This is a genomic window from Exiguobacterium sp. s127 (assembly GCF_018618695.1).
Lineage (GTDB): Bacteria > Bacillota > Bacilli > Exiguobacteriales > Exiguobacteriaceae > Exiguobacterium_A > Exiguobacterium_A oxidotolerans.
The window spans coordinates 43,970-66,121 of record NZ_JACSMO010000008.1 but is presented as its reverse complement, the minus strand read 5'-3'; the positions used below and the strand labels follow the sequence as shown (position 1 = coordinate 66,121).

23 protein-coding genes are annotated in these 22,152 nt (G+C 47.6%); 18 read left to right on the top strand and 5 right to left on the bottom strand.

Annotated elements, in window-relative coordinates; translation table 11 throughout:
- Positions 1-85: 85 nt before the first annotated feature.
- From KNP98_RS11220 to KNP98_RS11200, 5 genes are all read left to right on the top strand, one after another.
- The gene (locus KNP98_RS11220) at positions 86-1,462 is read left to right on the top strand and encodes an amino acid permease (RefSeq protein ID WP_214811442.1); all 1,377 of its coding nucleotides are present in this window, start codon (positions 86-88) and stop codon (positions 1,460-1,462) included.
- A gap of 94 nt (positions 1,463-1,556) precedes the next feature.
- Positions 1,557-1,856 carry a rhodanese-like domain-containing protein gene (locus tag KNP98_RS11215; protein WP_029332367.1) on the top strand — a complete coding sequence of 100 codons (300 nt, stop codon included), beginning with the start codon at positions 1,557-1,559 and terminating at the stop codon, positions 1,854-1,856.
- 186 nt (positions 1,857-2,042) lie between these two features.
- Complete coding sequence (locus KNP98_RS11210) at positions 2,043-4,022, top strand: methyl-accepting chemotaxis protein (RefSeq protein WP_214811440.1); 1,980 nt, start codon at positions 2,043-2,045, stop codon at positions 4,020-4,022.
- 129 nt (positions 4,023-4,151) lie between these two features.
- Entirely contained in the window at positions 4,152-5,345 is a 1,194-nt protein-coding gene (locus tag KNP98_RS11205) for a DUF2157 domain-containing protein (protein WP_214811438.1), read from the top strand.
- On the top strand, positions 5,342-5,788 hold the full coding sequence (locus KNP98_RS11200) for a GDYXXLXY domain-containing protein (RefSeq protein WP_214811435.1): 447 nt from the start codon (positions 5,342-5,344) through the stop codon (positions 5,786-5,788). The genes KNP98_RS11205 and KNP98_RS11200 overlap by 4 nt, the downstream gene beginning before the upstream one ends.
- A 174-nt stretch (positions 5,789-5,962) precedes the next feature.
- Here the strand turns inward: KNP98_RS11200 and folE2 are convergent, their stop codons facing one another.
- On the bottom strand, positions 5,963-6,868 hold the full coding sequence (gene folE2 / locus KNP98_RS11195) for a GTP cyclohydrolase FolE2 (protein WP_029332371.1): 906 nt from the start codon (positions 6,866-6,868) through the stop codon (positions 5,963-5,965).
- A 306-nt stretch (positions 6,869-7,174) separates the two neighbouring features.
- On the opposite strand from folE2, the gene KNP98_RS11190 reads away from it, so the two are divergent.
- From KNP98_RS11190 to KNP98_RS11155, 8 genes are all read left to right on the top strand, one after another.
- The gene (locus KNP98_RS11190) at positions 7,175-8,032 is read left to right on the top strand and encodes a TerC family protein (RefSeq protein ID WP_088836085.1); all 858 of its coding nucleotides are present in this window, start codon (positions 7,175-7,177) and stop codon (positions 8,030-8,032) included.
- A 149-nt stretch (positions 8,033-8,181) separates the two neighbouring features.
- Positions 8,182-8,937, top strand: coding sequence for a TerC family protein (locus tag KNP98_RS11185; protein ID WP_088836086.1), 756 nt, complete (start codon positions 8,182-8,184; stop codon positions 8,935-8,937).
- Positions 8,938-8,995: 58 nt separating this feature from the next.
- Entirely contained in the window at positions 8,996-10,129 is a 1,134-nt protein-coding gene (locus KNP98_RS11180) for a YfbR-like 5'-deoxynucleotidase (RefSeq protein WP_088836087.1), read from the top strand.
- A 12-nt stretch (positions 10,130-10,141) separates the two neighbouring features.
- Positions 10,142-11,341, top strand: coding sequence for a multidrug effflux MFS transporter (locus tag KNP98_RS11175; protein WP_088836088.1), 1,200 nt, complete (start codon positions 10,142-10,144; stop codon positions 11,339-11,341).
- Positions 11,342-11,484: 143 nt separating this feature from the next.
- Positions 11,485-11,724, top strand: coding sequence for a hypothetical protein (locus KNP98_RS11170; protein WP_029332376.1), 240 nt, complete (start codon positions 11,485-11,487; stop codon positions 11,722-11,724).
- Entirely contained in the window at positions 11,714-12,235 is a 522-nt protein-coding gene (locus KNP98_RS11165; RefSeq protein WP_088836089.1) for an NfeD family membrane protein, read from the top strand. The genes KNP98_RS11170 and KNP98_RS11165 overlap by 11 nt, the downstream gene beginning before the upstream one ends.
- Positions 12,232-13,755 (top strand): flotillin lipid rafts scaffold protein FloT, encoded by a 1,524-nt coding sequence (locus KNP98_RS11160; protein ID WP_088836090.1) that lies wholly within the window; start codon positions 12,232-12,234, stop codon positions 13,753-13,755. Before KNP98_RS11165 ends, KNP98_RS11160 begins: the two co-directional genes overlap by 4 nt.
- The gene (locus tag KNP98_RS11155) at positions 13,752-14,162 is read left to right on the top strand and encodes a hypothetical protein (RefSeq protein WP_088836091.1); all 411 of its coding nucleotides are present in this window, start codon (positions 13,752-13,754) and stop codon (positions 14,160-14,162) included. Before KNP98_RS11160 ends, KNP98_RS11155 begins: the two co-directional genes overlap by 4 nt.
- A gap of 112 nt (positions 14,163-14,274) precedes the next feature.
- Here the strand turns inward: KNP98_RS11155 and KNP98_RS11150 are convergent, their stop codons facing one another.
- Entirely contained in the window at positions 14,275-15,123 is an 849-nt protein-coding gene (locus tag KNP98_RS11150; RefSeq protein WP_088836092.1) for a DegV family protein, read from the bottom strand.
- Positions 15,124-15,136: 13 nt separating this feature from the next.
- Positions 15,137-15,961: an octanoyl-[GcvH]:protein N-octanoyltransferase gene (lipL, locus tag KNP98_RS11145; protein ID WP_088836093.1), complete on the bottom strand. Its 825-nt coding sequence runs from the start codon at positions 15,959-15,961 to the stop codon at positions 15,137-15,139.
- 146 nt (positions 15,962-16,107) lie between these two features.
- Here lipL and KNP98_RS11140 point away from each other — a divergent pair, with 146 nt between their 5' ends.
- The 4 genes from KNP98_RS11140 to KNP98_RS11125 all read left to right on the top strand — a co-directional run bounded on the left by KNP98_RS11140 (position 16,108) and on the right by KNP98_RS11125 (position 20,415).
- Positions 16,108-17,427: an HD domain-containing protein gene (locus KNP98_RS11140; RefSeq protein ID WP_088836094.1), complete on the top strand. Its 1,320-nt coding sequence runs from the start codon at positions 16,108-16,110 to the stop codon at positions 17,425-17,427.
- Positions 17,411-18,262, top strand: coding sequence for a phosphotransferase family protein (locus tag KNP98_RS11135; RefSeq protein WP_214767694.1), 852 nt, complete (start codon positions 17,411-17,413; stop codon positions 18,260-18,262). Before KNP98_RS11140 ends, KNP98_RS11135 begins: the two co-directional genes overlap by 17 nt.
- A 123-nt stretch (positions 18,263-18,385) precedes the next feature.
- A complete protein-coding gene (locus KNP98_RS11130) occupies positions 18,386-19,564 on the top strand; it encodes a NupC/NupG family nucleoside CNT transporter (protein ID WP_029332383.1) in 1,179 nt (392 codons plus the stop codon).
- Positions 19,565-20,052: 488 nt separating this feature from the next.
- Positions 20,053-20,415 (top strand): YciI family protein, encoded by a 363-nt coding sequence (locus tag KNP98_RS11125; protein WP_251133088.1) that lies wholly within the window; start codon positions 20,053-20,055, stop codon positions 20,413-20,415.
- Positions 20,416-20,495: 80 nt separating this feature from the next.
- On the opposite strand, the gene KNP98_RS11120 is transcribed toward KNP98_RS11125, so the two are convergent.
- Complete coding sequence (locus KNP98_RS11120; RefSeq protein WP_088836098.1) at positions 20,496-21,125, bottom strand: NAD(P)-dependent oxidoreductase; 630 nt, start codon at positions 21,123-21,125, stop codon at positions 20,496-20,498.
- An 88-nt stretch (positions 21,126-21,213) separates the two neighbouring features.
- On the bottom strand, positions 21,214-21,399 hold the full coding sequence (locus KNP98_RS11115; protein WP_029332386.1) for a 2-hydroxymuconate tautomerase: 186 nt from the start codon (positions 21,397-21,399) through the stop codon (positions 21,214-21,216).
- Between the two features lie 171 nt (positions 21,400-21,570).
- Here KNP98_RS11115 and KNP98_RS11110 point away from each other — a divergent pair, with 171 nt between their 5' ends.
- The gene (locus KNP98_RS11110; RefSeq protein ID WP_214767698.1) at positions 21,571-22,098 is read left to right on the top strand and encodes a hypothetical protein; all 528 of its coding nucleotides are present in this window, start codon (positions 21,571-21,573) and stop codon (positions 22,096-22,098) included.
- Positions 22,099-22,152 lie beyond the last annotated feature (54 nt).

Sequence of the window (22,152 nt, the reverse complement as noted above, 5' to 3'; positions counted from 1 at the left end):
ATCAGACACCTCTTCTTTATACTGACAACGTAGCGGTTTGGGGAACTGCTAAGAACGATAGAGAGACAGGAAGGACGTCGTACAAATGAAGCAACAGACAGAGCTAAATCGGGGACTGGAAGAGCGTCATATTACGTTGATGTCGCTGGGGGCGGCAATCGGCGTTGGACTTTTCCTAGGCTCGGCAAAAGCCATTCAGTTGGCAGGACCAGGGATTCTGATTGGTTATTTAATCGGCGGTATCATCATCTTCATCATCATGCGGGCACTTGGGGAGCTCGCGGTACGTGAACCGGTGGCGGGAAGCTTTGCTGAATACGCCCGGAAATATGTCAGTCCACTCGCTGGATTTTTGACCGGGTGGAATTATTGGCTTCTGTGGATTTTTACATGTATGGCAGAAATCACAGCAGTCGGAATTTATATGCAGGAATGGTTCCCGCAGTCGGAACGCTGGATTTGGGCGCTTGCAGCATTACTACTTATGACGAGCATTAATTTCATTGCCGTCAAATTTTATGGCGAATTCGAATTTTGGTTCGCCTTGATTAAGATTGTCGCGATTGTTGCGATGATTATTCTTGGGACATTGACGATTGTCGTCGGACTTGGCAACGGGGGTACACCGGTCGGGATTTCTAATCTTTGGTCGCATGGTGGATTTTTGCCAAACGGGTTCGGGGGAGTCCTGCTGGCGATGCAAATGGTCATGTTTGCGTTCTTAGGCATTGAAGTGATTGGGGTCACAGCTGGGGAAGCTAAAAATCCGAAGAAAACGATTCGTAAGGCAGTCAACAACGTCTTTTTACGGATCTTGATTTTCTACATCGGTGCGCTATTCGTCATCTTGTCGATTTATCCATGGGATCAAGTCGGACAAAATAACAGTAGCCCATTTGTCTTACTATTTGATCAACTGGGCATTCCGGCAGCTGCCGGCATTATCAACTTCGTTGTCCTGACAGCGGCATTGTCGTCATGTAACTCGGGTATTTTCTCGACGGCACGGATGATGATGAACCTGGCACAAAATGAAGAAGCACCAAAACGGTTCGCGAAGATTTCGAAGAACGGAGTCCCAGCAATCGCAACGATTCTTTCAGGAATCGCGCTGCTCGTCGGTGTCGCCTTAAACTACTTCTTACCGGAAAGTGTTTTTGCAATCGTGACGAGTATCGCGACGTTCGGAGCCGTCTGGACATGGGCGATGATTTTGATTTCGCAAATGCGGGCTCGGAAAGTCTATGGTACGGCAGAATTTGCTGTTCCGTTCTTCCCGGTCGCGAACTACATCGCCTTGCTCGCGCTAGCTGGCGTCATCGTCTTGATGGCGTTTGATGCGAGTACACGCATTGCGCTCATCGTCGGACCACTCTGGTATGTGATTTTGATTGCGGTCTACCATGCGCGGGGGATGCATAAACAGACACGACGCTCGTTCGACCGGGCATCAGGGGAATGAATCAGGGAGACCGGCTTCGGCCGGTCTCTTTTGTTCTGTTTCGACGTCAGTTTTGCTACACTGAACAAAGATGAAACAAGAGGAGGAACTTACGATGAAAACAATCCATGTCGATCAGTTACAAGAAAAGCTTGAAGCCGGTGAAGTACTCCACGTCGTGGACGTGCGCGAGCAGGATGAATATGACGCGGGTCATATCCCGAACGTCCGTTTTTTACCAATGTCTGAAATCGGTGAACGCTATACAGAGCTGCAAGAAGGTGAAACATACTACCTGATTTGCAAAGCAGGTGGACGCAGCGAGAACGTCGGACGTTTCCTCGAACAGTATGGCTACGACATCGTCAACGTCGAAGGCGGGATGATGAACTGGAAGGGCGATCAAGAAGCGTAAAGCGATAGTGTTCTTTTCTCAAACGTTCTGTTCGCGAAGTTATTCCGCATCACTTTATAGGTAGTCCAAGAAGGTAATTCATGAAAATGGATTACCTTCTTTTTCATTTAGTTGTGAAAAATGACACGTTCTGACCGATATATAGATTAGAACAATGAGTTTACATATCGGGAAGAGGAGTCATGTATGGAACAGACAAAAAAACGAACGATTAGCATCAAGCAGAAACTAATTATTACATCTTTACTCTTATTATTGATTCCATCGTTATTGATTGGTTTTGTTGCATACAATCAAGCGAAACAGAAAATCACAGATCAAATCCTGCAATCAGCACATGCCGGTGTTGACCGGATGAACGATGAAATCACCAATATCATTGATCCCGTACGACGAGATGTCGCGTTCTTTGCGGACCGGATTGATGGAATCCTCTATCAAAAAGGGAAACAAAATTTAGCATTGAAAGAAAAGATGATGGAATATCTCGATATACATCCGCAAGCGGCAAATATTTATTACGCGACGACGGAAGGTGATATGACTATCTATCCGGAGCAGTCATTTGAAGATGACTATGATCCACGAGAACGTCCGTGGTATCAGGCGGCGGAGGACGCCGGTGGGAAAGTCGTCATTACTGATCCATACGTCGACGCAGCTTCAGGGAAGATGATGGTCACCCTTTCACAAACAGGTGGGAATGGACGTGGCGTCATTGCTGTCGACGTGGATGTCGATCGAATTTCTGAAATTGCTAAAAAAGTTAAAATCGGTCAAGAAGGTTATGTCACGATTCTCGACTCCGATAAGAATTTCGTCACACATCCGACGAAGAAGGCTGGAGAAAAGGCATCTGGAGACTGGGTCACATCCCTTTATGCCGGAAAAAATGGTCAGTTTTCTTATGAGTTTGAGAATCAAGGAAAGAAAATGGACTATATGACGAACAGTCTGACGGGATGGAAAGTCGCCGGAACACTGTACGATAAAGAAATTGCAAATGAAACATCGGGCATTCTTTGGACGACGCTTGCCGTTATCGCTGGAACGTTCTTGTTAGCAGCTGTCTTACTCTACTTTATTCTCCGTTCGATCCTCCGTCCGTTAAGTCGTTTGACGGAAAGTGCCGATCGGATTAAAGAAGGTGATTTGACGGAGCAAGTCATCGTCGAATCCAATGACGAAATCGGTCAGGTGGCCCAAAGTTTTAATGTCATGGTCACATCACTCCGGTCGATCGTGACGAACCTCGATCAATCGATTGGGCAAGTTGCGGCGTCTTCAGAAGAATTGATGGCGAACGCAGCGCAAACGACAGCAGCTTCCGAGCAAATCGCAGGTTCCGTCCAACAGATGGCAGCAGGTGCTGACCACTCGAAACGTCAACTCGAAGGAAATGCTGTATCACTCCAAGCGATTACGTCAGGTGTCATGCGAATCGCAGAGAGTTCGACGAACGTCTCCGAGCTATCACGGGCAACAGCACTCGAAGCAGAAGACGGAACGATTGCGGTCGGGAAAAATGTGACACAGATGAAAGCGATTGATGCATCGGTCGAAAACTTCGGTGAAGTCATTCAATCCTTGGCTCATCGCTCAAACGAAATCGGAAAGATTGTCGATGTCATCAACGGGATTGCAGCCCAAACGAACTTGCTTGCCTTGAATGCAGCGATCGAAGCAGCACGGGCCGGCGAAAATGGCAAAGGATTTGCGGTCGTCGCGAGTGAAGTTCGGAAGCTAGCCGAACAGTCACAAGAGTCGACAAAACAAATTTCGGGCCTGATTACAAACATCAAGCAGGAAACAGAACGGTCGGTTTCCTTGATGAAAGAAGTATCGCATCATACGAAAGCCGGACTTGAGACGACAGAAGATTCAGCGGAACGTTTCAAGAAAATTATGTTACGGACACAAGAGATGACGCCACGAATCGAAGATGTCACAGCGACGGTCGAAGAAATCGCGGCGAACGTCCAAGAAGTGTCGGCTTCGGCAACGGAAATCGCTCATATTGCGGATGAAAATTCGACAGCATCCGAACGTGTTGCGACGACGACGGAAGAACAGCTCGGTTCGATGGAAGAAATTTCGCAATCCGCGAAAGCATTGTCGGATATGGCAGAAGAACTACAAGAAATGGTGACGCAATTCCGCGTTTAAACCAGAAGAAGGCGACTACGTCAGCGAAACTGAGCTGGACGTAGTCGCTTTTTTTATTGTGAATTTGCTTGAAGCGATAGGAAAACGGGAAAAATATAAGTGTAATGTTGAGTCCTAGGAGGTGGAAAGATGGCGCGATTGACAAAGTTGAAAGAATGGCAGGAAGCAGGATTGCTTGATGCAGAAACCGTCGATCGGATTGAAGCGTACGAACACAAACACCAAGTCAAAAAGCGGACGCCCTTACTGTTGATTGTCGGCTTGACGTTTGTCGGCTTGGCCTTACTCAGTTTTTTAGCGGCCAATTGGCAAGTCATTCCGGCATTGGTCAAAATCGGACTCGTTCTTGTCATCATGATCAGTTGTTATGTGCTAGCTGATATTTCCGAACGCCGGACGATTTGGAATCCGGTGGCGTTCCGGATACTCGGGATTCTCGCGTTGCTCGGTGCATTGATTGTCACGGTCCAAAGTTTTCATATGTCGCTTGAAAGCTCATTCATTGCCTGGGTAATCTTTCTTATGGCACTCGGTCATTTTTTCGTTTGGCGTCACGCTGCCTACGCTGTCGTCGCTTTTTTGGCGGGATTGAATATTTTTACGGGAATCGGCAGCTTCGGGAGCGAGTACGCTACGTTTCTCGACTGGACATCATTTGTTTGTTTGATTCTGATATCCGTAGCCTGGTTCTATTTCAGTCAAACGTTTCCATCACTGATTTTTAGCTGGTTGCTCCTCTACTTCGCAGGGTTGGAATTGTTTTTCCTCGTTTCCTACGAAGGTATTCTTTGGCCGATTTGGACTTTATTTTTCCTCGTTCCATTACTGTTACTTGTTCGGGAGGAGCAAAAGCGCCCGCTCCTCTACGCGCTCTATTTAGTCACGGCAGCCATTAACTCACTAATCTATCTATCTGTCCGCGCAGAAACGACAACTGCTCCGATTTCGCTCGTCGAAGCGATTTTACTTGTACTTGCCGCAGCCGCGGTCGGAAGTTTGATTTATGTACGTTACCGTCCGCTCCTTTTCATCGTCCCGCTCGGTTTGGTCGGACTCTTATGGTTCGAGGAACAAGCGATCTTGATGGCGATTTTAGTTGAAGTGATGGCATTCGTTTATTTGATTGAGCGAGAACGAACCGGTCATCGCTTACTGATTCCGTTCGTTTATTTCATTACCGTTCAACTGACGGTTTACTTCATTTATGCTTGGAATCGTCTGAATATGTCACTCTTTTTCCTAGGCGGGGCCTTACTCGTGTTCTTGATTGCCGGTGTGCTCTGGTGGATGCAACGACGTCGTGAAGGAGGTCAGTCGGCATGAAAAAGTACGGGTTTGCGTTTATTCAGACACTGATTGTTTTGCTTGTCGTACTCAGTTTTTATGCGATTTCGTGGTTCGGAGAGAGTTATCGCTTCCGGGCAGAGCCGTTTGATCCATTTGATCCGATTTACGGGGAGTACGTCATGTTGCAGTATCCAGATTTAAAACCGGATGCTTCTGTCAAACAAGGACTTGTCTACGTTACGTTTATAACGGGGGAAGATGGATATGCAAGAATTGATAAAATCTCGAATGACCGCTTTTTCGGTTCGGTTGCTGGTGAGTATTACGATGAATACGTGACGATTTCTCAGCTGACTCAATATTATGTCGAACAAGGTACAGGAAAAGGGTATGAGGATGCGGAAAAATTAGAAGTCAAAGCCGATGTTTCGCCATGGGGAACCATCCGGGCGACGGACTTATTGCTCCGAAACGAGTAAAAAAAACAAAATGAGAGGATGGACCGTTACTAGGTCCTTCCTCTCATTTTTAATATTGTTTCAAGTCATGCCGATTTCTTCATTGCTTCCAGGCGTTTCAAAAAAGTGCATCCGGTTAATGAAAAAACGCCCTAGACAACGAAGAGGTCATCTAGGGCGAGGGTGGTATAGGACTTATTGTGCGTCTTTATCGAACGTGATTCGAGCGATGGCATCGTGTTGGTGAATGGTTTCTTCGTTTCGGCATTCGACGAAGAACGTTGCGATCGCATCCATTTCGTAGAGATCAGCCGCGATTAAACGGACCATATCTTCGACGAAACGTGGGTTTTCGTAAGCCATCTCCGTAACACGTTTTTCATCCGGACGTTTGAGGACCGGGTGAAGTGGTGCTGATGCATTTGATTCAGCCGCATCCAGTAATTCTTGTTTCCAGTCAAAGTCATCTGCCTCGTCACGGAGCGATGCTTCCATCGTGACGTAACCACGTTGATTATGGGCACTGTACTCACTGATTTCTTTTGAACATGGGCAGAGTGTCGTGACATTGATCGTTAACCCGACCGTCAACGTTGCTTCATTCGTTTCCGTATCGACACTGACCGTTTGCCAGACTTCGGCATTCATCAGACCGCTGAGTCCAGTTGCCGGTGCTTTACGCGTGAAGAACCATGGGTAGCGAATCGTTAATTGACCTTCAGACTGCTCCATCCGCTCGGCTAAATCGCGCGCGAACTGAATCAGTGATTCGTTCGTGACGACCCATCCTTCTTGATGGTACTGATCGAGTTGCTCCGTTAAGCGACTCATGTTGATGCCTTTACGGTCTTGAACGAGTGATGTCGAAAGCTCGAACGTCGCGACAGTGGCCTGCGTTTTGTCACCATCTTGGATGACGACAGGATGTTTGACGTTTGAAATACCGACTGCATCAAGTGCAAACAAGAAATTCTTTGGTGTATTTTGAAGATCAACCATTTTATCTTTTTCAGTAGGTTTTGTTCCTTTAACAGGGGGAACAGAACCGAAAAGCTTATGACGCTCTTCTTTTGTTGGTAGTGTAATCGGGTAGGTAGACATTTCAATTGGCCCCTTTGTCCTTTTGTATTTTATCAATAGTAATAACATGACAGGAATGCTAGAGACGAGCAACTCTGATGATTCCGCAAATGTGTTTGCACTATGTTGAACTGTTGATATGAATTTTATCATGAACTGCTAGCAAAACGAAACTAGCAAGGCTCAGAATCAACAGTTTGCTAAACTCATCATAAGGGACACTTGCAAGTCTGTACTGAATCGGATAGTATATGTTCATATGAACGCGTAAATCTTTTTTTAGTTAATGCCTTTGTGAAACTTATAAGATAGGAAGGAATGAAGTAGATGGATTGGCAGTTAGTACTACAATATGCCTGGGTAGTCGTCGTTTTAATCGCACTCGAAGGACTACTTTCAGCAGATAATGCACTCGTCCTCGCCGTCATGGTAAAACACTTACCAGGCGAACAACAGAAAAAGGCTTTATTTTATGGTTTGGCAGGAGCGTTCGTCCTCCGCTTCGCGGCATTGTTCGCGATTTCGTTCCTCGTTGATATTTGGCAGATTCAAGCACTTGGTGCAGCATACCTGCTTATCATGGGGTTACGGCATATTTATAAAACGGTCAAGGCACGACGGCTCGGTGAAAACCATGGGGCAGACAGTGAGCTCGATCAAGAACCGAAATCGGATGAGCCCGTCTCAAAAGCGGAGTTTTGGAAAACAGTCGCTAAAATTGAATTCGCCGATCTTGCATTCGCCGTCGATTCGATTCTTGCAGCGGTCGCACTCGCCGTCGCATTACCTGACTGGGGGACAAATGAAATTGGTGGATTGAATGCCGGACATTTCGTCGTCATCCTGACAGGTGGTTTGATGGGTGTCGTCTTGATGCGTTTCGCAGCGCGCGTCTTCGTCAGACTACTCGCAGAACGTCCTGGACTTGAAACAGCGGCATTCGCAATCGTCGCTTGGGTCGGAGTCAAGCTCGCCGTTCTTGCCCTTGAGCATCCGAAATATCACGCATCGATTGAAGGAACAATCTTTGAAGCGATGAAGTTACCGGAAGGCTTTGCTCACAGTACGCCATGGCAAGCGTTCTTCTGGACGGTCATGGTCGGTCTCGCAGTTTGGGGTTGGTTCTCTTCACCGAAAACAAAACCAAATCCAGATGCTGAGAAAAAAGTGGATCAACATCTTTAAGCGAAAGGCTCTCCGACTGGAGGGTCTTTTTTAGTGTGAACTCCGAAAAAAGGGGGAAGATAGAAACACAAGGTTCAAGCTTCCGTCTTTTTCTTTTACAGGTACAAAGATTATAATGAACCTAGTGAACAAAAAGGGGATTCGTTTTTATGGATATTGGATTAATTACGCAGTATGCGACGGTCGGGCTCGTCCTGATCATCTTACAAGGATTGCTGTCGGCTGATAATGCGATGGTCATGGCGGTACTCGTTCGTCCTTTACCGGACGATCAACGAAAAAAAGCGTTGTTTTACGGACTAATCGGGGCACTCGTCCTTCGTTTCATCGCGATTTTCTTTGCGTCGTACTTAGCGACTGTTTGGGAGTTACAGGCACTTGGTGCAGCGTACCTCTTTTATGTCGCCTTTAAAGGAATCGTCGAGGCACGATCAAACAAACATCAAATACCGGATGCGATGGCATCCAAAAAAGAATCGCCGAATTTTTGGTGGACGGTCGTCAAGGTCGAATTATCTGATTTAGCGTTTGCCGTCGATTCGACACTCGCGGCCGTTGCCATGGCGACGACATTACCGATGGTCGGCGGGATGATTGGTGGACTGAACACGGGACAATTTTGGGTCGTCTTCTTCAGTGGGATCATCGGACTTGTCATCATGCGATATTTCGCAAGCTGGTTCGTTGTTTTACTCCAAAAACGACCAGGGATTGAAGAAGCAGCATTTTGGCTCGTCGCTTGGGTCGGGGTTAAGCTCGTCATCATGACGCTTGCACACCCGACCATTCATGTCTTACCGCACGAGTTTCCGGAAAGCACGCTCTGGCAGACGATTTTCTGGGTCGTTCTCGGACTGATTCTTGTCATCGGCTGGTTTAGAAGTGGTGTCAAAGAAGAAAAATAATACAAAAATTGGACAGGGTCACAACTCCTCTGTCCTTTTTGATTTTGGGGGAGATTTCATGCAAAACGGTAACTTTATTCGAATGCTGACACGGATGCAGAACGTACCACGTTGGGATGAGTATGCTCCGCGTTTTCAAGACAACGCCGCAAGTCATAGTTTTCGCGTCGCTCTATTTAGTTTAATGGCGAGCTATATCGAACAAGAGCAGCAACCCGTTGAAATCGATCGCCTCCGCTTATTAGGAAAGGCACTGTTTCACGATATGAACGAAGTGATCACCGGTCCAATCAAACACCGGACGAAAAAAGAGCCGACACTTCATGATCACATTCAGGCGATGGAGCAACAGGCGAGTGAGAAACTCGTCGCCTTATTGTCAAAATCGCTTCAAACAGAATTTACAGACTATCTCGTCCATGCCGAAGATGACACGATTGAAGGGCAAATCGTTAAAGCGATCGATACGTTCGACGCGATGTTGTTCGCAAGACGGGAAGCACGGATGACGGCGTCACCGTTCTTTGAAGCAAAAACGCTTGAACTGAAAAACTATTTACTCGAACACCCGTTATATGCCATCCGTCGCTTGACGACATCCGTCTTTGCCGAAGACGAGATGGCACATTTCATTGACAATGCATTGATGATGGATACGATTCGACGCTGGAAAGGGCGCTTCAATACGATTGATGACAATGACGCGACACATGCGTTTCGGGCGGCTTCCCTCGGCTTGTTCAACGGTCTGATCGAGTCGAAAAAGTACGGGGTTACGATCGATACGGCTGAAGTCGTTTCGCGTTTGCTCTGTCACGATTTAGTCGAAGGGACGACAGGGGACGTCCTCGGACCGGTCAAACATGCGACGCCGGTCACGGCAGCTGCCTTTGAGGCCTATGAACGGGCAGAAGGGGAGGCGTTGATTGGATTATTACCTGACGTGATGCGAACAGAATTTTATCGTTTTCTCGTCGAAGCGAAAGATGATACGTATGAAGGACAGATGGTAGATGTCGTCGATAAGCTCGATGCGTTGATTAAAATGAATATGGAACGCAAGTTGAACGGAGTGGAATATGAGACAGGCTACCGGGCGCAACTGAAGAAAGTCCAGACGGCTTACGAAAATCCATCTGTCGTCTTTTTCCTCGCCTATGTCTTGCACGACTTGGATTACGTAACGACTTAAGGAGGAAATCGGATGGCAGATGTTTCACTCGTGAAAACGAAACGACTTACCTTGATTTTAATTTTAGGCTCATTGGCAGCACTCGGTCCGCTCTCGATCGACATGTATTTACCTGCTTTCCCCGACATGTCCCGTTCATTCGGGGCGAGTGCGTCGATGATTCAATTGAGTTTGACGGCATGTATGCTTGGCATGGCGCTCGGTCAATTGATTGTCGGACCGCTTAGCGATGTCCGCGGACGGAAACGTCCCTTAATGCTCGCACTCGTCGCCTATCTCCTCGCCTCGCTTGCATGTGCGTTTGCTCCGACGATCGAAGTGTTGATTGCACTTCGTTTTGTGCAAGGGGCGGCTGGTGCTTCCGGCATCGTCATTTCGCGCGCGATCGTTCGTGATTTGTTTGAAGGACCGGAATTGACGAAGTTCTTTGCTGCTTTATCTCTTGTTAACGGGACGGCTCCTATTTTAGCACCAGTCATCGGTGGACAAATTTTACGTTTCGGTGATTGGCATGTGGTGTTTTATTTACTGGCCATCTTAAGTACGATGATGCTGCTTGCCGTTGCTTTCCGGTTACCGGAAACACTGCCGGTGCATCACCGGGTCGAAGGGAATCTCGCGACGACGGTTCGGACGTTTGGTCGTTTATTGACGGACCGCGTGTTCATCGGTTACGCCTTTGCACAAGCGTTCGTCATGGGTGCGATGTTCGCCTATATCTCCGGTTCGCCGTTCGTTTTACAAAACATTTACGGTGCGAGTCCGCAACAGTTTAGTTTCCTGTTCGGCTTGAACGGGATTGGAATCATCATCGCGGCTCAAATCGCAGGACGACTCGCCGGTCGCGTCGATAGTGAGAAATTGATGCGGATTGCCTTAATGATTGTTGCGACGGCAAGCATCTTGTTGTTCCTCGGCTTGACCTTATCCGATGCCTTGATTTTTGTCATGATTCCACTTTTCTTCGTTGTGTCGAGCGTCGGTCTGATTTCAACGCTTGGTTTTACACTTGCGATGCAAAACTACGGGAAGACGGCAGGGAGCGCATCTGCTTTGCTCGGTCTCTTGCCGATGCTCGTCGGTTCACTCGTTTCACCACTCGTCGGAATCATGGGCGAGGACTCGGCTTTACCGATGGGGTTGATTATCATGACACTTGATTGTGCAGCACTCGTCATCTACTATGTTTTGATTGTTAAACGGAAAAAGTAAACGGATTAAAACCGAGGAGCATTGCTCTTCGGTTTTTTTGTTTATCCGCATGAAAAATGGAAAAAGGAAATTGGTTTTTGAAACCATTTCCAAAAACTAGCGTACATAAAACTGAACGGATTAAACAGGAAAGGAGCACGAAGATGAGAAAACGACGTCAACCTGTCGCGGCCACGCCAAGTCAAGGAGCACTCGAAAGTTTGCTAGCGCGTCATTACGCGGCACAGAAAAAGTATGCACGGCGTTTGCAAGAAGACACCAGTCCGCGTGAGCGTGAGCTGGCACACCTGCTGTATGAAGAAAACCGGCATGAATACAAACGGATTTATCATCAGCTTTATGGCTCGAGTGCTTTTATCGAGGTGACAGAAGATGGACGTTAGTACGTTGTATCTCTATGCACTGGCAGCAGCAGGATGTGGCGTTTTGTTATCGGTCGTGTTCTCGGACCTGGTTCCGGGCGTCGATCAAATTTTTCATCCGACGTTGATTTTATCATTCGTCATTTTAACGTCGGCTTTCGGATTCGGACTTGAGCATTTAACAGCCATGAGCTCATTGATGATCTTATTGCTCAGTGGATTCATCAGTCTTATTTTGACGACCTTAGTGCACTTGTTCATTTTTGTACCGCTTGCCGAAGCCGAGCAGTCGCTGGGTTTTTCCGAGCAGATGCTAGAAGGAAGAAGTGCAACGGTCATTTTATCGATCCCGAGTGACGGATATGGAGAAATTTTAGTCGATGATGTCTCCGGACGGATTTCAAAATCAGCCGTTTTATTTGAAGGACCGCCACTCGATCAAGGAACGAAAGTCATCATCATTGAAATCAAACAAGGGGTGGCGCACGTCATGACCTACCCGAACCAATGGAAAGAGGAGATGTTTACGTGAATCCAGTTATTATTGTGGCGATTATCGCCGGCGCGCTCATTTTAGCGCTTGTTGCTCTATTTATCACGAAGTATCGGACAGTTGGGCCAGAAGAAGCGTTAATCGTGTCGGGGAGTTATCTCGGAAATAGTCCAAGTGTCAATACGGATGAATCCGGTAACCGCGTTAAAATCATTCGCGGTGGCGGGGCATTCATCTTGCCTGTCTTCCAACAGGCGACACCGCTCAGTTTACTGTCGAGCAAGCTCGAAGTAACAACGCCTGAAGTTTATACGGAACAAGGTGTTCCGGTCATGGCGGATGGAACGGCAATCATTAAAATCGGCAGCTCGATTTCGGAAATCGCGACGGCAGCCGAGCAATTCCTCGGGAAATCAAAGGAAGACCGTGAAAGTGAGGCGCGGGAAGTCCTCGAAGGTCACTTGCGGTCGATTCTTGGATCGATGACGGTCGAAGAAATCTATAAGAACCGCGATAAATTTTCGCAAGAAGTGCAACGTGTCGCGTCACAAGATCTCGCGAAAATGGGACTGATCATCGTCTCGTTCACGATTAAAGATGTCCGCGATAAAAACGGTTATCTCGAATCACTCGGGAAACCACGCATCGCGCAAGTACGCCGTGACGCTGATATCGCGACGGCGGATGCTGAAAAAGAAACGCGGATCAAGCGGGCGGAAGCTTCAAAAGATGCGAAAAAAGCAGAGCTCGAGCGCGCGACTGAAATCGCGGAAGCGGAAAAAGAAAACCAGCTGAAGATGGCAGACTATCGTCGCGAACAAGACATCGCGAAGGCGAAAGCCGACCAAGCCTACGACTTAGAAAATGCACGCGCGCAACAAGAAGTCACAGAGCAACAAATGCAAATCAAAATCATCGAACGGCAAAAACAAATCGAACTCGAAGAACGTGAAATTCTCCGTCGCGAGAAACAGTACGACGCAGAAGTTAAAAAACGTGCCGATGCCGATCGGTACTCGATCGAACAGGCAGCACAAGCGGACCGGGCGAAACAATATGCAGAAGCCGATGCGACGAAATACCGGATTGAAGCGTCAGCGAAGGCCGATGCGGAACGGATTCGCCTTGATGGTCTCGCAAAAGCCGACGCCGAGCGGGCACAAGGGGAAACCGAGGCGGACATCATCCGCCTGAAAGGTCTTGCGGAAGCAGAAGCAAAAGAGAAGATTGCCCAAGCCTTCGAACAATTCGGACAAGCGGCGATTCTCGACATGGTCATTCGCATGATGCCGGAGTATGCGAAAGAAATCGCAGCACCACTCGGTAACATCGACAAGATCACGGTCGTCGATACAGGGAACGGTGAAGGTGGCGGTGCGAACCGTGTGACGGGTTATGCGACGGACTTGATGGCGTCACTCCAAGAGACGTTGAAGGCTTCTTCCGGAATCGATGTCAAAGAATTGATTGAGAACTTTTCTGGAAAAGGGACAGCCAAACCGTTGACGGTCAACTTGAATCAAGGGGAACCGGTCGCGTCGGGAACGAAGTCTGAATGAAACCGAACGTTGTCTTGCCGATGCTGTTTCTGCTGGTTATCGTAAATCTGGTTGCCCCGCTTTCGGCACTTTTCCTCGTAGCAATCGGTTCGGCGTTCGCGCTGTATAAAGGCTATACATCAGAGGACGGAATCCAGAACATCTTCAACGTCAAGCGGGTTTCCTATTCGCTTCACCATCCGCTGACACGGGCGGAAGCGCTCGCTGCCGGTCTAATCGGTCTGTTGACAATAGATCTGGCCTACTTGTGGAACGGAATCCGGACAGGACTGTCCTTGCAAGATGTCGGCTATTTGTTCTTTGAACTGGTGACATTGCTTTTGTTTGTGTATGTATTGTTCCGCTTTTTGTTGCTCGGACTTTTTGAACCGAGAACAGAGCGGACACCGTATGCATCGAGACGATGAAACCGTGAAATGACAGGTTTTAAAAACAAAAAAATCCGGATGATCCAACCTTTTCTGATAAAGAAGAGGGGAATCATTCGGATTTTTTAGTGTGGATAAAATCAAGCGGCTGTCAGGCCGGCAAATCATAGCCGATGACAAGCAGTCCCGGTCCGGTGTGCGAACCGATGGCCGCTCCGGCAATCGTAATCAAGACTTCGCTTGGAGAGAACTGGGCTTCAATCAATTGTTTGAGCATCTCGGCCCGTTCAATCGAGTCACCGTGACCGATGATGATGCGGTGTCCGTCAATCATCGGACGCGCTTCTTCCATCCATTCGACGATCCGGTTCATGACCTTTTTCTGACCACGAATCTTTTCTTTCGGGATCAACTTACCGTCTTCGACCGTCAAGAGCGGCAGAATCGATAATAATCCACCGATGAAGGCACTCGCACGTGACACACGACCACCACGCATCAGGTACTCGAGTGATTCAACCGTGAACAAGTGACGGATCGAATTCACTTTTTGTTCTGCATAGGCTTTTGTTTCGTCAAACGTATGTGTTTTCGCGAAGGTCGCGACATCAAGGACGAAGAGTCCTTGACCGGTCGATGCTGTTTTCGTATCAATGACGGCGTACGGAACATCGGGATATTGTTCGGCGAGTTCTTCTGCGAGCATCGTTGCCGTTTGATAGGTGCCGGATAGATCACTTGAAAAAGCGAGATAGAGGAACGGTTCCCCTTGTTCGAAGTGTGCTTTGAAGACTTCCGCGATCCGCGTGACCTCGACTTGGAAAGTTTTTGGCGCAGCACCGTCACGCATTTTAGCATAGAGCTCCTCCGGCGAAATCGTTTCGCCGTCAAAATACGTGTCGTCTCCAATCAATACACCGAACGGCATGATTGTGATGTCATGGGCATCTAATAATTCTTGCGGTGCATCGGCACCACTATCGGTAATGAATCGTACCATTGCGTTCTCTCCTTTACTTACCTAGGGCTTTTTCGTTTCGTTCGAGCATCCGGCCCAGGTTTACACCGAATCGTTCATTTTCGACTTCATCGAGGACGGACGGGACTAAATTTGTGCCGAGTGCCATCAAGGCACGGTAAGCACGGAGTAAACACTGTTCGACCGTAAGCGGAAGTTGAAGTAACTCCTCAAGAGAGGCCATTGTGTCCGGAATGATGACAGGATACGTGAATTTTGTTTCCTCGCCTTGCAGGGCGGCTTCATAAAAGTCGCGCACGAGTGCTGCGCGCTTACTCCCGCTTCCGTTGACACATAAATAAATCTGAACGGCGACCCCCCCGCGGACACGTCGTTGCGAAATCCCGGCGAACTTTTTACCGAATATCGAAAGGTCGTAAGAGCCGGGGCAATATGAGCCGACGACTTCGCCAGCGACGATCGCATCGGTTTCGTCTCTGAACATGTGCTGCACAAGGGCGAGCATCGCTTCGTAGCCGCTGTCGATATCAATGCCGCCCCGTTCTGGTAGGACAAGCGAAATGTTCAAGACACCTGCATCGAGGACGACCGCGAGTCCGCCCGAATTTCGGACGACGGGGTGAAAGCCGTGTGTATTCAAGACGTCGATTCCTTCTGTTAAGTGAGGCAGACGGGCATCTTGAATCCCGAGGACGACCGTTTCGTGGTGCACCCAAGAACGAAGTGCCGCACCTTCTGTTGCGACGGAGGCACAAAGCGTGTCGTCCATCGCGAACGATTGGGTGGCATGAAATGTCGTTCCGAGTGACGTTTGATCAAAAATACGATATTGTTCTTGTTTTAAGAGTTCGATTCCCATTGGCTCGTTCCTTTTTTTGTAGATTTGCGACATCATTATAGCATAGCCAGTGTAAACTTTATGTAAGAAGCGGATAGTCTGACAGGAACAGACTGCCCCTAAATTGAAAACAACGAAGAGAACGACCAGATGAAGGGGAGAATGACATGTATCAGTCACTAGGTCAATTAAGAGAAACTAAGGTCTTTAAAGATCCGGTTCATCGTTATATTTATGTCAGCGACCAATTGATTTGGCAACTGATTGGAACAAAGGAGTTTCAACGGCTTCGCAGGGTCAAACAACTCGGGACATCCTTTTTGACGTTTCACGGAGCGGAGCATACACGGTTTCATCATTCGCTTGGTGTGTATGAGATTACACGCCAACTGATTGACGTCTTTAACGGTCGTGCTGACTGGGATGACCAATACCGCGAGCTGACGCTCGTCGCAGCCTTGCTTCATGACGTCGGGCACGGACCCTTTTCCCATGCCTTCGAAAATGTCTTTGGTGTCGATCACGAGGAGTGGACGGAACGAATCATTCTCGGGGATACGGAAATCAAACGAGTCCTCGATCAAGTTGGCGAAGGCTTTGCGGAAGAAGTCGCCTCCGTCATCAATAAGACGCATCCGAACCAGTTGCTCGTGACGATGATCAGTTCGCAACTCGACGTCGACCGGATGGATTACTTATTGCGTGACGCCCATTTCGCCGGTGTCAGTTACGGGAAGTTTGATTTAGAACGCATGTTGCGTGTCTTACGTCCCGCACACAATCAGATGGTCGTCAAACAATCAGGCATGCACTCGATTGAAGACTACATCATGCGCCGGTATCAGATGTACTGGCAAGTCTATCTGCACCCGGTCACACGATCGAGCGATTACTTATTAAAAGCGATTCTCGAGCGGGCGAAGGAACTGTATACCTCGGGTTATGTGTTTGACATCCATCCGGTTCATTTGATTCCGTTATTTGACCAAACGATGGCGTTGAAGAATTACCTCGCGCTTGATGAAACGATTGTTTATTTCTATTTCCAACAATGGATGGAAGAACACGATGCGATTCTTAGTGACTTGTCACGTCGGTTCGTCAATCGAAAATTATTTAAGTACGTCGACTACCCACCAGAAAAGCGGGAAGCAATCCATGAAAAACTAGCAGAACTGTTCAATAAAATCGGACTCGATCCGGCATATTACTTGTTAGAAGATAAATTAAGTCGCCTTCCGTATGATTTATATGGAGAGAACGGAGAAATCAGTAAACAGCCGATCATGCTCCAAATGAAAGACGGGCAGAAAAAAGAAATCTCACAAGTCTCCCCACTCGTCGAAGCGATCGCGAATTCAAGACAGACGGATGAAAAGTTGTTTTATCCGCAAGAAATCTTGTATGACTTACGTGAGTTCGCTAATGAAAAGATGCAGATTGATCAACTGTTGCTCGGAGGATACTCAAATGAAACGAGTCATTGAGCAGATTTTAGAACAGGTCGGGTTGTCCGGAATTGAGACGGAAGTTTTACCCGGGGCGACCTCGTCGCTCGTCGTACGGGCGGGCGACAGTGTTATCCGAATCCATACGAATCCAAACTGGTTGCAACAAGAACAGGACCTCGTCGCGCACGAGGTCTTTGCGCTAAAGACGGCGGGGCCGCTTGCACCGCGCGTCCTCAAGTATCAAGAAGCGTGGATCGGCGAGATTCCACCTTGGCTTCAGATGACGTATGTCCAAGGGGTGGTGCAACTTACGCCACTTGACGATCTGTATGTGGAGCGACTGGCACGGACGTTAGTCGCAATTCATCGCTTACCGGTCCCAAAAACTTCGTATGTATATAAACCCTATAGTAAAACCCGTGTCGTTCCGACCTGGGCAACCGAAATCGCCGCCTGGGACTGGGCAAGTGCACCAGCACCAGCGCCTAGTGAACAGATTCGATTCATCCATCGTGATTTCCATCCGGTTAATGTGTTATACGATTTAGGGGAAAAGTATAACGTAGTTGATTGGGTGAGTGCATGTGTTGGACCGATTGAAGCAGACGTGGCGCATTGCCGGCTGAACCTTGCTTTACTCGAGTCCGTCGAAGTTGCGGACCGGTTTTTAAAATTTTATCAGGCGATGAGCGGGCTTACTTACGATCGGAGATGGGACTTAAATGCTGTTTTCGATTTTGGACCCGAAACAATTACTGTATATCCGGGGTGGGAAGCATATGGAAAGCGAAACCTCAGTCAGGACAATGTTCGGAAACGCCTGGAAAACTTTGTCTTGAAAGTTTATGAAAATAACGAAAGCGGTTACTAAATGAACTTTACCTATTGCAGTTCTGACGAATGTTGATTATTCTAGTACTTGGGACAGAGATTAAACGTCAGACATCGTACTTATGTACAACTGATAAACAACTAATAGATTGAGGGGTACTTCATGAAATATTTAATCGCGTTACTCGGACTGGTCGTCGTTTTTGGACTAGCTCTACTCGTCAGCAGCAATCGTAAAAGTATCAAATTGAAACCGCTTGCGGTCATGCTAGTGCTTCAGCTCGTTCTCGGATTCATCTTATTGAACACGTCGTTCGGTTATATTATCATCCGCGGTGTAGCGAGTGTCTTTGAAAAGTTACTTGGTTATGCAGCAATCGGAATTAACTTTGTCTTTGGTGGACTTGCGAATGAAGGGGCACAGCCATTCTTCATCAACGTTCTTCTTCCTATTGTCTTTATCTCAGCATTAATCGGAATTTTACAGTTCACGAAAATCCTCCCGCTCTTAATGCGCGGAATCGGATTTGTCTTGTCGAAGATTAACGGCATGGGACAACTTGAATCATACAACGCCGTCGCCTCGGCAGCGATCGGTCAATCTGAAGTCTTCATCACAGTCAAAAAACAAATCGGTAAATTACCGGCAAACCGTCTCTATACATTGTGTGCTTCGGCGATGTCGACCGTTTCAATGTCAATCGTCGGTGCTTACATGACAATGGTGGAACCGAAATATGTCGTTACGGCCATCGTCTTAAACCTCTTTGGTGGATTTATGATTGTTTCAATCATCAATCCGTATACGGTCGATCCAAACGAAGATATCTTAGAAATCGTCGAAGAGAAACAAACGTTCTTCGAGATGCTCGGCGAATACATCTTGGATGGATTTAAAGTCGCAATCATCGTCGGTGCGATGTTAATCGGATACAACGCATTGATTGGGATGGTCAACGACATCTTCTTGATGGTTCTTGGTATCTCGTTCCAAGAAATTCTCGGGTACATCTTTGCGCCATTCGCTTTTATCATGGGTGTTCCATGGGCAGAAGCAGTCAGTGCTGGTAGCATCATGGCAACGAAATTGATCACGAACGAATTCGTCGCGATGCTCAGTCTTCCTGAGTACACGAAAGAATTCTCAGAGCGTACACTCGGAATCGTATCGGTCTTCTTGATTTCATTCGCGAACTTCTCGTCAATCGGGATCATCGCGGGTGCAGTTAAAGGACTCGACGATCGCCAAGGCAGTGTCGCTGCGAGCTTCGGTCTTAAATTATTGTACGGTGCGACGCTCGTCAGTGTTCTGACAGCAATCGTCGTCAGTGTCATCATCTAATGAGAACTTAACATGCCCGCTGACATCTTTGTCGGCGGGTATTTTAGATTGTGGAAAAAGTCGATATTGGGAACTGCAAGCGTTTTTATTCGTTGCTTTCCTCGGTCTTGCCTGCCTCTGAAAGTGCGTTAAAAACGCACTTTTTCCCGTAGGAGTCAACGAACCGTGACGCTTTTTAGGGAATACCATGTGGGAAATCAGGAAAGACGGTTTAGAGTACAATCTGTCTCGATATCGCATGTTCGCGCTTCATAAGAGTTTTTCTACCCGCTGACATTTTTGTCGGCGGGTATTTTAGATTGTAGAAAAAAATTGTGGACCAGACAAGCGTCATCTATTTTCGTTGCTCTCTCCAGGCTTACCTGGAAAGCGAGGATGTCGGAAACATCCGCCACAAGAATTGATTTGGTTAGACTCATCTTGGTTTGCGGAGAAGGGGATGGTGGAATTGGTTAATACATCATTTTAGCGACTTTCGAGAAAGGGAGATGCTGAACGTGCTATTTATGTTGATCGTTAAAGGATCAAAGCGTGCAGAAGCGGGTGAGCGTCCAAGTCCTGAGCTTATGGAAGCGATGTCCGAGTACAATCAAGCGTTACGCGATGCAGGGGTACATGTGATGGCGAAAGGACTCTATCCGAGCTCGAACGGGATGCGCTTTTCTTATCGTGGACCTGGAGATCGACCGATCGTTACGGAAGGACCATTCATGCAAATAGAGGAATTGATTGCTGGATTTATTTTGATCGATGTCGCGTCACGAAAAGAAGCAATCGACTGGGCACTACGGATGCCGGATCCGCAAGGGCACGGTGAAGGGGAAATTGAACTACGACAAGTGTTTGATTGAAAGTAAGCAAACTAAAACATGACGATGAATCCAGCATGCCTGACGGCGCACGGGATTCATCGTCATGTTGATTTTTGAAATCATTGATGGGAAGCAATCCCCACGCGCTTACGACTGAAGAGATGTTCGTTATAGGCTTCAAAAGCAAAACGGGCGACGTTGCGGCGAGGAATCGGTCCTGTCTCCTGTGTGAAGCGGGGTGCTTCAATTAAGAGATCATTGATTTCATCGTCTTCCGTCAATTGAGTAGGACAGATGACAGTGAAGTCAACGTCAGCATCCTTTAATGTCAAATAAGCTTTCAAATGATCTTCAGCAGCCACTGTCGAACGGCGGCGCGATTCGCTTGACTGGAAGCGGTACTTCCCGGGTTCTTCTGAGGCATCGAGAATGCCAGCCGTCCCGATGAAGATGATCCGTTCGATCTGTTGTTCCTTCATTTTCGTGACGAGATGGGGAATCGCTGTTGAAAGAACATGTTGCTGATCCGTACCAAGACAACTGAAGACGGCAGATGAACCTTGAATGACGTTCTCTAAATCTGTTACTTCCGTTGCATCTCCTTGAATGATCGTCAATTGCGGGTGCTCCGGTAACATGTGATCGGTCGAGCGGACGAGCGCACGGACATTGTGACCGGCTTGTAACAATAAATCGAGCAATGGGCGCCCTGTCCGTCCCGTTGCCCCTAAAAGGCTAAGCGTTGCCATCATAATTCATCCTCTCTCGTTCATGGTGTTATAGGTATAAGAAAGAAGATGGTCGAGCAACACGCATCGTCCATCCTTTTTTAGTTCCTTATTTATCGGCAAACATGACGCCTGCTTGTCCATAGTCCGTCTTTTCCATTTCTTCGATGAAGACGGTAATGTTTTCTTTTGGAGCATTGACTGTTTCTGAAACAGCTTCTGTTACTTTTTCGATCAGTGCACGTTTTTGTTCGACAGTCCGTCCTGAAAGCATTTTAACGGTAACGTAAGGCATAAATCGTTCCTCCTAAAAACATAATGGCAATACGCCCTCAGTATACCGTATGGAGCAGGGGAGCCGTCAAACAGCGACATCGAAACACGAAAAGACGGGTATAAGACAGGAGTGGGGGCATGTAAAAGAGAAGTAGTCGAGAGGAAAACTTAGGATGAAGAGGTGACACCAATGGAAATGGAATCTGTTATACGAAAAAAGATTCATACATTGCTTATTTTCGACCGGGCATTACCAGAGGACACGACGTATCCACTATCGGGGACGAAGGGTTTGGAAGTCGCAGAAGTCATTTTTGATGAAAGCATTCCGTTTGGTCGACTTGTGACGGATAAAGAATTAGCGGCACTCGTTGGTACGCCGGAAGCGAAACGGTATGGAATGGTGACGTTGCTTGAAGAGGATGACCGCTTTAAGCCCTTGTTCCAAAATCGGAAGTTACCGCCTGAGATTGAAACAGAAGTCGAGGAGCGTGTCCGGGAGCTTGCTAAACAACTGCGGGCGATTCGGTCTCGTTGCTCGTCGCTTGAACGCGTGATTTTGTTTGGTCGTGCGGCACAGACACTTTACGACCGGGCATTGACACGCTTGGAAGAATCAAATCCACCTGTGCATGAAGAATTGACCTCACTTGAATGTCTCCGTCTGCCGACGATTCGGCGTGTGACGAAAGAACAGCTGGAACAAGTGAAACGCTAAGCGGGACTTGCGTCAGCAGTTGAATGCGGTATGATAGAGGCAACAGCTGTAAAA

What these genes read in the sequence shown, in the direction of transcription:
- KNP98_RS11220 (WP_214811442.1), top strand. Translation starts at nt 86, where the DNA reads ATGAAGCAACAGACAGAGCTAAATCGGGGACTGGAAGAGCGTCATATT.
- KNP98_RS11215 (WP_029332367.1), top strand. Translation starts at nt 1,557, where the DNA reads ATGAAAACAATCCATGTCGATCAGTTACAAGAAAAGCTTGAAGCCGGT.
- KNP98_RS11210 (WP_214811440.1), top strand. Translation starts at nt 2,043, where the DNA reads ATGGAACAGACAAAAAAACGAACGATTAGCATCAAGCAGAAACTAATT.
- KNP98_RS11205 (WP_214811438.1), top strand. Translation starts at nt 4,152, where the DNA reads ATGGCGCGATTGACAAAGTTGAAAGAATGGCAGGAAGCAGGATTGCTT.
- KNP98_RS11200 (WP_214811435.1), top strand. Translation starts at nt 5,342, where the DNA reads ATGAAAAAGTACGGGTTTGCGTTTATTCAGACACTGATTGTTTTGCTT.
- folE2 (WP_029332371.1), bottom strand. Translation starts at nt 6,868, where the DNA reads ATGTCTACCTACCCGATTACACTACCAACAAAAGAAGAGCGTCATAAG.
- KNP98_RS11190 (WP_088836085.1), top strand. Translation starts at nt 7,175, where the DNA reads ATGGATTGGCAGTTAGTACTACAATATGCCTGGGTAGTCGTCGTTTTA.
- KNP98_RS11185 (WP_088836086.1), top strand. Translation starts at nt 8,182, where the DNA reads ATGGATATTGGATTAATTACGCAGTATGCGACGGTCGGGCTCGTCCTG.
- KNP98_RS11180 (WP_088836087.1), top strand. Translation starts at nt 8,996, where the DNA reads ATGCAAAACGGTAACTTTATTCGAATGCTGACACGGATGCAGAACGTA.
- KNP98_RS11175 (WP_088836088.1), top strand. Translation starts at nt 10,142, where the DNA reads ATGGCAGATGTTTCACTCGTGAAAACGAAACGACTTACCTTGATTTTA.
- KNP98_RS11170 (WP_029332376.1), top strand. Translation starts at nt 11,485, where the DNA reads ATGAGAAAACGACGTCAACCTGTCGCGGCCACGCCAAGTCAAGGAGCA.
- KNP98_RS11165 (WP_088836089.1), top strand. Translation starts at nt 11,714, where the DNA reads ATGGACGTTAGTACGTTGTATCTCTATGCACTGGCAGCAGCAGGATGT.
- KNP98_RS11155 (WP_088836091.1), top strand. Translation starts at nt 13,752, where the DNA reads ATGAAACCGAACGTTGTCTTGCCGATGCTGTTTCTGCTGGTTATCGTA.
- KNP98_RS11150 (WP_088836092.1), bottom strand. Translation starts at nt 15,123, where the DNA reads ATGGTACGATTCATTACCGATAGTGGTGCCGATGCACCGCAAGAATTA.
- lipL (WP_088836093.1), bottom strand. Translation starts at nt 15,961, where the DNA reads ATGGGAATCGAACTCTTAAAACAAGAACAATATCGTATTTTTGATCAA.
- KNP98_RS11140 (WP_088836094.1), top strand. Translation starts at nt 16,108, where the DNA reads ATGTATCAGTCACTAGGTCAATTAAGAGAAACTAAGGTCTTTAAAGAT.
- KNP98_RS11135 (WP_214767694.1), top strand. Translation starts at nt 17,411, where the DNA reads ATGAAACGAGTCATTGAGCAGATTTTAGAACAGGTCGGGTTGTCCGGA.
- KNP98_RS11130 (WP_029332383.1), top strand. Translation starts at nt 18,386, where the DNA reads ATGAAATATTTAATCGCGTTACTCGGACTGGTCGTCGTTTTTGGACTA.
- KNP98_RS11125 (WP_251133088.1), top strand. Translation starts at nt 20,053, where the DNA reads ATGCTGAACGTGCTATTTATGTTGATCGTTAAAGGATCAAAGCGTGCA.
- KNP98_RS11120 (WP_088836098.1), bottom strand. Translation starts at nt 21,125, where the DNA reads ATGGCAACGCTTAGCCTTTTAGGGGCAACGGGACGGACAGGGCGCCCA.
- KNP98_RS11115 (WP_029332386.1), bottom strand. Translation starts at nt 21,399, where the DNA reads ATGCCTTACGTTACCGTTAAAATGCTTTCAGGACGGACTGTCGAACAA.
- KNP98_RS11110 (WP_214767698.1), top strand. Translation starts at nt 21,571, where the DNA reads ATGGAAATGGAATCTGTTATACGAAAAAAGATTCATACATTGCTTATT.